We start from the raw sequence: 11,386 nt of genomic DNA, 5'->3' as shown, positions 1-11,386 counted from the left end.
TATCGGCGGGACCGCGGTACGGGCGGTACGCGACCGCGAGTCCGGCCGAGTGACGGGGGTGGTCGACGGGGGTGTGGGAGCCCCGCTCACCCGTGTGGGTGGCGGGGTTTTCCACAGGTGAGGGGGCCTTCCACAGTGCTCGGCGGGCCCGGCCCGACGGAGGCAGTCTGAGGTCACGGCGATCGCGCGGCGGGTCCGGGTCCCGAGGGACGGCGGACGGCGCACGCGGTCGGCGGGACGTGCGGGCGCGTACGGCAGTCGTACGCGCCCGCACGGCAGACACCGCCGTACGGGACGGGCCCGTACGCGCGTCCGCCCGGCCGGAGCGCGCCGGGCGGGGGAGGGGAGCGAGGACATGAACGAGACCGTGGTCTGTGTGGTGGGCAACGTGGCGACCCCGCCGGTCTACCGGGAGTCGGCGGCGGGCCCGTCGGCCCGGTTCCGGCTGGCGGTGACCGCGCGCTACTGGGACCGGGAGAAGAGCACCTGGACGGACGGGCACACCAACTTCTTCACGGTGTGGGCCAACCGCCAGCTCGCCGTGAACGTGGCCGCGTCCGTGGAGGTGGGCCAGCCGGTCGTCGTCCAGGGCCGGCTGAAGGTGCGCACGGAGGCGCGCGAGGGACAGCAGCAGTGGGCCTCGGCCGACATCGACGCCGTGGCGATCGGCCACGACCTGTCCCGGGGCACCGCTGTCTTCCGCCGCGCGGCGAAACCGGAGGCACCTCCCGCGGCGACCCGCCCGGAGCCCAGCTGGGAGACGCCGGTGCCCGCGGAGGTTCCGCCGCCACCGGTCGCGGAGCCGGTGGCGTGACCTGACGCCTCCGGTGACGCGACGTCAACCCCGCCTGGAGGGACGGCCGCAGGGCTTTGGCAGCCCTTTGCCGGACCGCGCCCTGCCTGTGCGGCACGTCACGAACACCCCGCGCCGACCGGGGGATTTGTCGGTATGCACTGCTCAAGGACGGTCCCGGCGATAACGATTGCGGATCGGATCGGCCATCGGATCATCGGACCGGCAGGTGAGGTCCCGCCTGGTCCATAGGATGCCGGGCGTGCCCCAAGGGGCTGCTGATTCTGCTGGTGGGACCGTCCCCCACATCAACGGTCCTGCTCGAAGGGGAGATCTGTGCCTGCTGCGCTCTCTGGGTTCTGTCGGTCCACCGCCGTGACCCGCCTCGCCGCCACCACGCTGGTGTCCGGCCTCGTGGCGGCCGGTGTGCTGTCCGGAGCGGGCACGGCCGCGGCCGACGGCACACCGCAGACCCAGGGCGGCGCGACGGCCACGATCGACGGCCTGAAGACCTACGGCGAGGCCGTGATACACGAGGGCGGCGGCGACCAGCGGGTGGCCGCCGGGCTCTTCGAGATGTCCGTGGACGGCGGCGGCACCCTGCAGACGTACTGCATCGACCTGCACAACCCCACCCAGCGCGACGCCGTGTACGAGGAGACGTCCTGGAGCGGCACCTCGCTGGGCGTCAACAAGGACGCCGGCCGCATCCGCTGGATCCTGGACAACTCCTACCCCCAGGTCAACGATCTCGCCGCGCTCGCCCGCCGGGCCGGCGTGAGCACCCTCACCGAGCAGGACGCGGCGGCCGGCACCCAGGTGGCCATCTGGCGCTACTCGGATCACGCCAAGGTCGACGCCGTGGACCCGCAGGCCGAGAAGCTCGCCGACTACCTGCAGAAGAGCGCCCGGAACAGCACCGAGCCCCCGGCCTCCCTGACCCTGGACCCGCCCGCGGTCTCCGGCCGTCCCGGGGACCTGCTCGGCCCGGTGACCGTGCACACCAACGCCAGTTCCGTCACGGTGATCCCGCCGGCGGACGCGGCCACCAGCGGGGTGCGGATCATCGACAGGACCGGCAAGGTGCTCACGTCGGCGAAGAACGGCAGCCGCATCTACTTCGACGTCCCCGAGGACGCGACGTCCGGCTCCGCCGAGCTGAGCCTGCAGGCCTCGACGACCGTCCCGGTGGGCCGCGCCTTCGCCTCCGACACCCGCAGCCAGACTCAGATCCTGGCCGGTTCCAGCGAGTCCGCGGTCTCGGCGACCACGACCGCCACCTGGGCGGACAAGGGCGCCGTACCGGCGGTCTCGGCCCGAAAGAACTGCGCCAAGGGCACGGTGGACATCACCGCCGTCAACAAGGGCGACCAGCCCTTCACCTTCGACCTGCTGGGCTCCGGACACACCATCCCCGCGGGCACCACCCGCACGGTGAGCGTCCCGCTCCAGGAGGACCAGGCCTACGACTTCACGATCACCGGTCCGAACGGCTTCAGCCGGCACTTCAGCGGTGTCCTCGACTGCCGGACCCAGGGCACGATCACCACGAAGTCCGCCCAGACCGTGGGCGAGCCCACCCCCCTCGCCAGTGCCACCGAGGACGCCACCGACCTCGCCGCGACGGGCGGCTCCGCGATCACCCCGCTGATAGCGGGCGTGGCCATCGGGTTCGTGGTGATCGGCGGCGCGGTCCTGGTCCTGCTGCGCAAGCGGGAGCAGCCGGGCGAGTGACCGAGCCGGGCCGGCACCCGGGTGCGGCCGGTGGCGGCGGCCCGAATCAGCCGCGCAGAGGGTCGATCCACCTGAGTCCGGCGACCTCCGGTCGGACGCGAACCCGGCCTCGTGCCGGGCGTCCGGAACGGCGGAGACGTGCCCTCGGCCGCCCGGCCTTCGTGGCCCGTGACCGGAGCGACCGGGTGTGCGATGTCCGGGAGGTTCCGCGAGAGGAGCGGGGCGCCGACCGCTGACCCGGGCGCGGGTGGCGGCTCGGGGTGCCGTCAGACTCCGCTCCGGCGTCCGTCAGGTGTCGCACGGGAGATCACGGCGGAGACGACGGCGGTCGCGGCGAGGCTGCCCGTCATGACCAGGCCCACACCGATGACGAAGAGGCCGCTGGAGTCGTCCGACCAGTCGTAACAGGCGGCGGCGGTCAGGCCTCCCGAGGTGCCGACCACGGCGCCCGTGACATGGCGCCGGGATGCCGTCCAGCACACCGCCGCCAGCAGGGTCAGTACCAGACCGATCACCTGCCACGCCTCGTAGGGCCCGGTCGTGGTGCCGTCGGGCCCCGCGTCACGCTGCTGGTCCCAGCCCAGCCACGCGGCCCACAACGCCGCCGCGGCCGCTGCCTGCCCGAGTATCGACAGAAGAGGGGAGAGGGGGTTCCGCAGTTCTCGGCTCATGCCTCAAGCGTCGCGGCCCGCCCGGTCGCCGGCCTGAGCACGGGTACTCAACTCCACCCGAGTACGCCGGCGCCTCAGACGTCCGCGCGGGGCCGGGCCGGGCCGAGGTAGTGCACGGCGGTGCGGTCGGCGTGCGGGGCGAGCAGGCCCTGGAGTTCCTCCGCCGCGACCTTGACGAGGTCGCCGTCCTGGTCGGCCCGGAGGGTCTCGAGGACGAAGGTGACGTGCGCGGAGTCCTCGGTGACGCGGGTGCGGTGGGCGTCGCGGTGGTTCCAGTGGCGGGTCAGCACGCCCTCGGTGTCGGCGTAGACGATCTCGCCGGGCCTGGGGCTCTCGACGGTGCCGGGTTCGCCGAGCGGGGTGAAGGACTCGGTGCCGTCCGCGGGGCGGATGTCCACGTCACCGGAGACGTGGTCGAGGTCGAAGGCGCCGGCGGGCAGGCCGTGACGGACGGAGACGGCGTTGTAGGAGTCGACGGCCGGGTTGATGCGCGGCAGGCTGCCCTTCTTGGCGAGGCGGCGGCCGAGCGCGTCGACGCTGGGGCGGATGCGGCGCGGGTTGGTGCCGAAGGAGCGGTAGGCCGTGTGCCAGGTCTCGACGCGGGGGTCGTTCTCGTCGGCGGGGTGCCAGGTGCCGTCGGCGAGCCGGCGCTCCAGCTCCTCCAGGGCGTCCGCGGTGTGCGGCCAGGGTTCACGGCCGCGCAGTCCGGTGACGGTGACCAGGGCGACGAGGGTCTCGGGGAAGGCGTCCGCGACGGCTGGGGCGATGCGGAATGCGGGCATGAGGGGGCGTTTCCGTTTCCTGGGGCCGGTTGGGTGGAAGGGCGGTGGCTCAGGACTTCCAGGGGCCCATGCGGTCCAGGCGGCTGCGCTGCCGGCGGGCGGTGGGCAGGTCGAGGCCCTGGCCGCGTGCGGTGAGACGGTCGGCGACGGCGGTGCGGTGCTCTACGGGCTTGTGGTCGTCGTACTTGAACTTGGCCCGTACCTCGGTGACTTCCAGGCGCAGGCCTCGTATGCCGGACAGCATCCGCCCGTACGGCGGCTGGTCGGCGGCGACGGGGGCGTGGTCGCCCTCGGGCTGGAAGTGGGCGAGCTGGCGCCGCAGCAGCTCGGCCTTGGCCTCGGGGTCGTCGACGATGCCGGCCCGGCAGGTGAATTGGACGGCCGAGTAGTAGCTGGTGGGGACGCCCTCGTGGGACGGAGTGTCGGCCGGGGCGCGCCAGGGGCCGGGGACGAAGGCGTAGTCGCCGATGACGGTGAGGACGACGTTCGGGTCGTGCTCGATCGCCTGCCAGACCGGGTTGGGCCGGGCGAGGTGGACCAGGAGATCACCGCCGTCGCGGACGAAGTGGGTGGGTACGACGACGGGCGGACGGCCGGGCAGGCCGTTGACGCCGAGCTGTCCGAAGTCGTGGCCCTCGGCTATCCAGGTCTGCCATTCCTCTTCGTCCAGGCCGGCGTCCCAGGGGTGAATCAGCATGCCGCTTTCCTCGGTTCGGTGGTGCGGGTGGGGCGGGGAGGTGCTCAGGTCAGGGCCAGCAGGCTCACGGCGACGGCGGCCGTGCCCAGGCCGACGAGCTGTCCGCGGTGGATGCGTTCGGCGAGCACACCACGGGCGAGCAGGACGGTGCCGGCCGGGTAGAGGGCGGTGATCACGGCGACGACCGTGAGGTCCCCGCCGCGGGCGGCGAGCAGGAAGAGCAGGTTGGCCAGCGAGTCCAGCACTCCCGCGGCCGCCGACATCGAGTATGCAGGCCGCGCGGAGCCCAGCCTGTGGCGCAGCACTCCGGCCGCGGCCAGGACCACGGCCGAGGAGACCGCCCGGCCCACGATCAGCGGAGCCACCCCGCTGTCGGACGGCGTCTGGTGCAGGAAGACCAGCTGGAGGGCGATGGCGGCGCCCGCGCCGAAGGCCAGCAGCAGCGCCGTACGCGACGGGCGTGCCGAGCCCGCACCGTGTCCCGCGCTGACCAGCACCACCGCCACCAGCGCGAGCGGCAGGCCTATGAGCCCCGCGATGGCCAGACGCTCGCCCTGCAGCAGACCGACCCCCACGGGCAGTGCGGCGGACACCAGTGCGGTGATCGGTGACAGCACGTTCATCGGGCCGATCGCCAGGGTGCGGTAGAGCAGGGCGAACGCGGCGGCCGAGGCGACCCCGGACGCGGCGCCCCAGCCGAGGGCCGCGGTGCTGAACGAGGCGCCGAGGACCGGCCAGAGCAGCAGCTCGACGGCGAGGCTGGCCGGCGCCGCGACCAGCACGGTCCGCAGCACATGGGCCTTGCGGGCGCCGAGGCCGCCGAGGAAGTCGGCGCATCCGTAGGCGAGTGAGCTGCCCAGGGCCAGCAGCAGAGCGATCACGGTTCGGTGCATCCCCTATCATTGGAACGACCGAACCGTACAACAGAACGACCGGCCGGTGTCAACCGATCGACCGGGCGGTGCAGTGAAGTGATCAGTGCCGAGGACGGAGACCACATGGCCGAGACGGCCGCAGCCCTGCGGACGGTGGCGAACAACGTCCGGGCGGCCCGCACGCGCGCGGGTCTGTCCCTGGAGGAACTGAGCCGCCGCGCCCAGGTCAGCAAGGGCGCCCTGGTGGGACTGGAGAAGGCCCAGGGCAACCCCAACCTGGCCACCCTCGTCCGGCTGGCCGACACCCTCGGCGTCTCGGTGTCCGCGCTGATGCAGGGCTCCTCCGGGGGCCAGGTCCGCGTCGTGTCCGAGGAGGCCGTGGACGCCCTGTGGACCGGGGAACGGGGCAGCGAGGCCCGTCTCATGCTGACGACGTCGGGCCCGACCCCCGTCGAGGTCTGGCGCTGGCGGCTGGAACCGGGCGAGGAGTACCCCAGCCACCCGCACCAGGCCGGAGTGGTCGAGACCGTCAGCGTCACGTCGGGGCGTATGACCCTGGTCGTCGACGGCACCGAGCACGGCATCGAGGCCGGGCAGACCGCCACGTTCGACGGCGACACCCCGCACACCTACCGCGGCTCCGGCTCCGGCACCTGCCACCTGATCATGACGGTCCACCTGCCACCCGGACCCGTGCCCCAGCCCTGACCCCGGCCGCTTACCGGACGTGCCGGGCCCGGGGTCAGTTCCTGGCCGGGACCAGGGGGCCGAAGGAGGCGGCGGCGATCTGCAGGATGTAGCGCATCTCGGTGCCGTCGACGTTGGTCGGGTTGACGGAGTAGACGATCTTGCGGGAGAGGTCGCGGGTGGAGAACACACCGCTGGTGTAGCCGGGGCGGGATCCCGTCTTGCCCCAGACCACGACGCCGTTGGACGCCTTGACCCGCATCAGGCCCATGGTCATGCAGGCCCGGCCGGCGTCGGTCTCGGTCCGGCACTGGCTGCTGTGGAAGCTGGGAACGTCGGGAACCGTGAACAGCTCGGCCTCCTCGGCCCGCGGGAGGAAACGGCCACGGAACAGAGCGGTGATGAAACGGTCCAGGTCGGCGGGGGTGGAGATCATCCCGCCCTCGGCCCAGGGCCAGGGGCTCTGCTCGGTGACGTCCACCGGATGCGTGGTGCCGTCGGGGGACTTGACCGTCAGATAGCCGTCGGAATGGGGGCTCGGCAGCCGGGGGTCGTCGGCGTCGGGCACGTAGGTGTCGTGCAGGGCGAGCGGCCGGGTGATCCGGGAGCGCACCTCGTCCGCGAAGCTGTGCCCGGTGATCTTCTCGATCAGCACACCGGCGACGTAGTAGTTCATGCCGTTGTACTGCTGCGCGGTGCCCGGCGCGAACTGCATCGGCTGGCCCGCCATCAGGTCGATCACCTGCTGCGGGGTGAAGCTCTTCAGGCGGTGGGCGGCGAACCACTCGGGGCTGCCGTCGCCGAAGTCCGGGGTGTCGGCGCCCCGCGGCAGGCCGCTGGTGTGGTTGAGCAGCTGGCCGACCGTGACGGGCGGCAGACCGGCGGGCAGGACGCCCGGCAGATACCGCTGGACCGGCTCGTCCAGGCTGATCCGGTGCTCGGCCGCGAGCTGCAGGACGATCGTGGCGGTGAAGACCTTGGAGATGCTGCCGATGCGGATGTGCGCGTTGGGCGGCACGCCCTGCCCGGTCTCCAGGTTGCCCACGCCCGACGTGCCCGACCAGTGGCCCGACCTGCCGGTGATCCGCAGCAGTGCGCCGGTGACGTCCGCGTTCGGCAGGCCGGCGATGGCCGCCTTCAGCGCCTTCGGATCCAGCGCGGGCAACGGCGCGGAGGCGGCGGCGCCCGCCGCGCCCGGAGCGGTCGCGCGTGCCGGACTCGACGTGGCGGCGGAGGCGGGAGCGGCCGTGCCCGCGGCCAGTGTCATCAGCACGCTGCCGGAGACAGCCAGGGTGGTCCAACGGGCGCGTCGGGCGGAGCTGTTCACGGTGTTCCCCCATGTCGTCGTGGCCGGGACGGCGATCAGCCGGCCCGACACGAGTCTCCGCCGCGCCGGCACCCCGGCTCATCAGGGAACGGCCCTGAGCGACCCCTGATCGAACCCCGACGAGTGACGGAGGGTCAGCCCGGACCTCGGGGTCGCCGAAGCCCTGGGGCATCGAAGCCGGATGATCCGGAGAACCCCGCGGTCCCGGCGCTAACGTTGCCGGGCGTCGACTGTCCGACAGCGCCGGAGGAGAAAACGGTATGGAGATCGTTTCGTCGCAGAAGATCACCACGTTCCTGATGTTCGAGGGAAACGCCGAAGAGGCGATGACCTTCTACATCTCGCTCTTCGACGACGCCGAGGTCCTCGGCATCACCCGCTACGGCACCGACGGCCCCGGCAAGGAGGGGAGCGTGCAGCACGCGACGTTCTCGCTCGCGGGCGGGCAGTTCATGTGCATCGACAGCCCTGCGGAACACGACTTCACCTTCACGCCCGCGATGTCACTCTTCGTGCAGTGCGAGAACGAGGCCGAGATCGACCGCCTCTACGCGGCCCTCTCCGAGCGGGGCAGTGCACTCATGCCGCTCGGGAACTACGGCTTCAGCGCCAAGTTCGGCTGGGTCAACGACCGGTTCGGTGTCTCCTGGCAACTGAGCCTGCCCGCGTGAGCGGAAAAAGGGCCCGCGCGAGCGGAAAACCTGAGCGTAAGGCCTGAGCGAAGACCTGAGGGGAGCGGTCGTGAAGGCGCCGGTCAGCCGCGCGACCACGCCCGGCAGGTCAGGGCGCCGGGGCCGCGGCAGGTGCCGAGGACGGGCCAGGGCACACGTCGTCCGCCGCCGGGAATCTTTCCGGGGCCGGGCGTAGCGTGAAATGACAGATTCACGAAGGCGTGAAGGGGGCCGAAGATGCCTCGATCCATGCGCGCGCTCGTAGCCGCCGAGGTCGGCGAGCCTGTCGATGTCCTGCGGCTGGAAACCCGGCCCGTTCCCACGCCGGAAGCCGGTCAGGCGCTGATCCGGGTGAAGGCGACCCCGATCCACGCCAGCGATCTGCACGTGCTGCGTGGCCGCTACGGCTTCTCCGCCGAGTTTCCCACCGTCGGGGGTCACATGGAGTGCGTGGGGCTCGTCGAGGCCCTGGGCCCGGACACCGACGGACTGAAGATCGGCGAACGGGTGGTGGCCGCCGCGATCCCGGCCGTACCGGGGCCCCAGGTGGCAGGCACCTGGCAGGAATACCGTCTCGCCGACACCCGCAGGCTCCTGCCGGTCCCCGACCATCTGAGCGACTCCAGCGCCTGCCAGCTCGCGGTCAACCCGTTGACCGCGCTGCTCCTCGTGACGCGCGAACTCGACGTACAGCCCGGCGAATGGCTGTTGCAGACGGCCGCGGGCTCCACCGTCGGCCGGCTCGTCATCCAGCTGGCCAGGCATCTGGGCATCCGCACGATCAATGTGGTGCGGCGGCGCGCCGCCGTCGAGGAGATCAAGGCGCTCGGCGGTGACGTGGTCGTCTGCACCGAGGACGAGGACCTGGTGCAGCGCGTGGCCGAGACAGCGGGACCGGCCGGCGTGCGCAAGGCCGTCGACTGTGTCGCGGGCCCCGTGGGCGCCCAGGTGTCCCAGGCGCTGGCTCCGGGAGGAGAGCTCGTGGTCTACGGCGCGCTCTCCACCCACCGGCAGACCGACCCGGCAGCGCTGACGATCCCGCTGCAGGCACGCTCGGTCATCTACGAGACGAAAACGGTCCGCGGCTTCTGGCTGAACCGCTGGTTCGGCGCCGCCTCACCCGAGGACGCGCTGCGCGCGCTGTCCAGGGTTCGCGGTCTCGTCGCCGACGAGGTGCTGAGCATCCCCGAGGGCCGCCCGTTCCCGCTCGAACGCTTCGCCGAAGCCATTTCCCTCGCCGAGAAACCCGCCCATGGCACCAAGCCGCTGTTCGTCTTCGAAGACGACCGAACCGGGGACACGTAGGAAGCGGCCGTCACGCCCCGCGGTACGGCCCCTCACCGGCGGGTCCTTCGCCGATGAGGGGCCACGCCGGGCTCACTTGCAGGTGCCGCTGCCCGAATCGTCGTACTGCAGCGCCGTGGAGTCGAAGCCGGGGCCGGGCAGGACCGGCTTGTAGTCCCAGCTGTAGCTGTGGGACTTGAGGGTGAGCTTCATGCCACCGAAGGCGCCGGCCTGGGCGGTGACCACGTTGGGGTTGTCGTAGTTGCCCGGCGTGCCCGCGAGGGTGTCGAGGGCCTCGCCGCCGGAGCCGACGATGAACTCCGGGATGCCGTGGGCCGGGTCGTACTGGCCGGCCGGGTTCATCGGGCGCAGCCGGGCGTACGCGTGCTCGTGGCCGTTCAGGACGAGCGTGGCGTGGTGCTGGTAGAGGAGCTTCCACCACGCGTCGGCCGCCGCGCCCTCGGTGCCGCCGGCGCCCGGCGCGGACGCGGGCACCGTGGCGGTCGAGGTCGCCGTGGCGCTGAAGGTCGGCTGGTGCCAGTACGCGATCGTGCACTGACGCGTGTTGGCGGCCAGGTCCCGCGAGAGCCACTGGGTCTCCTGGCCGAGGAGGCCGTCGTCCGTCGTGGAGCAGTCGTGCTTGAACGCGTCGGAGTCGCACTCGGCGTTGAGCGAGACGATGTGCCAGTTGCCGAGGTTGTACGAGTACCACCCCTGCTTGTCGGCGCTGTCGTCGCCGGCCTGGCCCTGCTCGTTCGGCGTGCCGGCCTGGTCGTGGCCGTTGAAGTAGCCGAAGTAGCCGGCACCGTTCTGCCCGGCCTCGTTGTCGCCCTTCTTGGCGTACGGGTAGTACTCGTGATTGCCCGGCGCCGGACGTTCGAGCATCTTCAGGCCGCCCCACGCCTGCTCGAAGGACTTCTCGAAGTCGCTCAACTTGCCGACCTGGTACTGCTCGTCGCCCAGCAGGGCCACGGCGTCGGGGTGCATGTCCGTGGCCTGCTTGGCGGTGGCGAACTCGGCGCTCATACCGCCCAGGGTCGGGCTGCCGCACTTGAGCGACGCCGGGGTGGCCGCGTTCTCGGTGTCGTCGGGCTCGCAGGCGATGTCGCCGACGGCCGCCAGGGTGTACGACGACGCGCGGTGCTGGGCGTAGGGCCAGTCGTTGTCGCTGTGGTCGGCTGCGGCGACGGCGGTGCCGGTGACCGCGAGGACGGCCAGGCCGACAGCGGCGGCGGAGACCTTGGTGGCGCGTCTCATGTGCGTGTCCTTCCAAGTACCGGGGTGACCAGCGCACGCTAGGCAGTCGGCCCGGTAGTTGCTACAAACGCGCTCCAACGGCTCGGTGAACTCCGTCCGCAGCTGGGTAAGTCCATCGGTTCCTGACGGAGCTCCGGGTCCAAGGGGACCTCTGGACGGTCGTTTTCAGCGGCCGCCCGCCCTTGAGGGCGTGCTTTCGTCGGCGTCGGAGCAGCCCTCATCGGACAACGCCGCCCGGCACGCTGAGGTGTGAGGTCAGCCCGTCTGCGGGGTCATAGGGTCCGGTCGGGACAACGTCTCGGACAGCGGCAGCCCGTCCCTTGCGGCAACGGTCCGACGCACCCGCAGTTCGGCCCGTGTTCGCGGACGGTACGTGGGCTCCTTGCCGCACCCGCAGACCGACAGCCCAGGACATCCACGACCCGGAGTGCCGCAGGTTCTGAGCGCGCCTGGCACTACCGCGATGATCTGACTGCCCTACGTTCGCAGCCACGACGGCAAGCGCCTCATCCCTGTCTAGTCCCAGCTGATGGCTGACGTTCTGGTCCCAGGTGATGCTTGACGGTAGGCCTAGACAACATCGGAAACCTTGTAGGGCTTGTTCGCCT

11 protein-coding genes are annotated in these 11,386 nt (G+C 71.8%); 5 read left to right on the top strand and 6 right to left on the bottom strand.

Going from position 1 to position 11,386, the window contains the following annotated elements:
• Window positions 1-355 precede the first annotated feature (355 nt).
• Together ACZ7FF_RS29945 and ACZ7FF_RS29940 are read left to right on the top strand one after the other, a co-directional pair.
• A complete protein-coding gene (locus ACZ7FF_RS29945; RefSeq protein WP_470815927.1) occupies window positions 356-814 on the top strand; it encodes a single-stranded DNA-binding protein in 459 nt (152 codons plus the stop codon).
• 354 nt (window positions 815-1,168) lie between these two features.
• Entirely contained in the window at window positions 1,169-2,527 is a 1,359-nt protein-coding gene (locus ACZ7FF_RS29940) for a Cys-Gln thioester bond-forming surface protein (RefSeq protein WP_470815925.1), read from the top strand.
• A gap of 266 nt (window positions 2,528-2,793) precedes the next feature.
• On the opposite strand, the gene ACZ7FF_RS29935 is transcribed toward ACZ7FF_RS29940, so the two are convergent.
• The 4 genes from ACZ7FF_RS29935 to ACZ7FF_RS29920 form a co-directional block, all read right to left on the bottom strand.
• Window positions 2,794-3,198 (bottom strand): hypothetical protein, encoded by a 405-nt coding sequence (locus ACZ7FF_RS29935; RefSeq protein ID WP_470815923.1) that lies wholly within the window; start codon window positions 3,196-3,198, stop codon window positions 2,794-2,796.
• A 74-nt stretch (window positions 3,199-3,272) separates the two neighbouring features.
• Complete coding sequence (locus tag ACZ7FF_RS29930; protein ID WP_470815922.1) at window positions 3,273-3,980, bottom strand: B3/B4 domain-containing protein; 708 nt, start codon at window positions 3,978-3,980, stop codon at window positions 3,273-3,275.
• Window positions 3,981-4,029: 49 nt separating this feature from the next.
• Window positions 4,030-4,677: an FMN-binding negative transcriptional regulator gene (locus ACZ7FF_RS29925; RefSeq protein ID WP_470815920.1), complete on the bottom strand. Its 648-nt coding sequence runs from the start codon at window positions 4,675-4,677 to the stop codon at window positions 4,030-4,032.
• Window positions 4,678-4,721: 44 nt separating this feature from the next.
• Window positions 4,722-5,558 carry an EamA family transporter gene (locus ACZ7FF_RS29920; protein ID WP_470816221.1) on the bottom strand — a complete coding sequence of 279 codons (837 nt, stop codon included), beginning with the start codon at window positions 5,556-5,558 and terminating at the stop codon, window positions 4,722-4,724.
• A gap of 117 nt (window positions 5,559-5,675) precedes the next feature.
• On the opposite strand from ACZ7FF_RS29920, the gene ACZ7FF_RS29915 reads away from it, so the two are divergent.
• Window positions 5,676-6,260 (top strand): helix-turn-helix domain-containing protein, encoded by a 585-nt coding sequence (locus ACZ7FF_RS29915; protein ID WP_470815919.1) that lies wholly within the window; start codon window positions 5,676-5,678, stop codon window positions 6,258-6,260.
• A gap of 34 nt (window positions 6,261-6,294) precedes the next feature.
• Here the strand turns inward: ACZ7FF_RS29915 and ACZ7FF_RS29910 are convergent, their stop codons facing one another.
• On the bottom strand, window positions 6,295-7,566 hold the full coding sequence (locus tag ACZ7FF_RS29910; RefSeq protein ID WP_470815917.1) for a serine hydrolase domain-containing protein: 1,272 nt from the start codon (window positions 7,564-7,566) through the stop codon (window positions 6,295-6,297).
• 260 nt (window positions 7,567-7,826) lie between these two features.
• Between ACZ7FF_RS29910 and ACZ7FF_RS29905 the strand changes: the two genes are divergently transcribed.
• Both ACZ7FF_RS29905 and ACZ7FF_RS29900 read left to right on the top strand, forming a co-directional pair.
• A complete protein-coding gene (locus ACZ7FF_RS29905) occupies window positions 7,827-8,237 on the top strand; it encodes a VOC family protein (RefSeq protein WP_470815915.1) in 411 nt (136 codons plus the stop codon).
• Window positions 8,238-8,486: 249 nt separating this feature from the next.
• The gene (locus tag ACZ7FF_RS29900; RefSeq protein WP_470815913.1) at window positions 8,487-9,542 is read left to right on the top strand and encodes a zinc-dependent alcohol dehydrogenase family protein; all 1,056 of its coding nucleotides are present in this window, start codon (window positions 8,487-8,489) and stop codon (window positions 9,540-9,542) included.
• Window positions 9,543-9,614: 72 nt separating this feature from the next.
• On the opposite strand, the gene ACZ7FF_RS29895 is transcribed toward ACZ7FF_RS29900, so the two are convergent.
• Complete coding sequence (locus tag ACZ7FF_RS29895) at window positions 9,615-10,778, bottom strand: metallophosphoesterase family protein (RefSeq protein WP_470815912.1); 1,164 nt, start codon at window positions 10,776-10,778, stop codon at window positions 9,615-9,617.
• Window positions 10,779-11,386: the final 608 nt, after the last annotated feature.

This window comes from Streptomyces sp. NPDC037126 (assembly GCF_055605965.1).
The sequence above is the reverse complement of the archived record's forward strand: the minus strand, read 5'-3'. Positions and strand labels throughout refer to the sequence as shown.

Bases quoted from the DNA above. Each gene is read 5' to 3' on its own strand.
- ACZ7FF_RS29915 (WP_470815919.1), top strand. From the start codon at position 5,676: ATGGCCGAGACGGCCGCAGCCCTGCGGACGGTGGCGAACAACGTCCGG.
- ACZ7FF_RS29945 (WP_470815927.1), top strand. From the start codon at position 356: ATGAACGAGACCGTGGTCTGTGTGGTGGGCAACGTGGCGACCCCGCCG.
- ACZ7FF_RS29925 (WP_470815920.1), bottom strand. From the start codon at position 4,677: ATGCTGATTCACCCCTGGGACGCCGGCCTGGACGAAGAGGAATGGCAG.
- ACZ7FF_RS29895 (WP_470815912.1), bottom strand. From the start codon at position 10,778: ATGAGACGCGCCACCAAGGTCTCCGCCGCCGCTGTCGGCCTGGCCGTC.
- ACZ7FF_RS29905 (WP_470815915.1), top strand. From the start codon at position 7,827: ATGGAGATCGTTTCGTCGCAGAAGATCACCACGTTCCTGATGTTCGAG.
- ACZ7FF_RS29930 (WP_470815922.1), bottom strand. From the start codon at position 3,980: ATGCCCGCATTCCGCATCGCCCCAGCCGTCGCGGACGCCTTCCCCGAG.
- ACZ7FF_RS29900 (WP_470815913.1), top strand. From the start codon at position 8,487: ATGCGCGCGCTCGTAGCCGCCGAGGTCGGCGAGCCTGTCGATGTCCTG.
- ACZ7FF_RS29935 (WP_470815923.1), bottom strand. From the start codon at position 3,198: ATGAGCCGAGAACTGCGGAACCCCCTCTCCCCTCTTCTGTCGATACTC.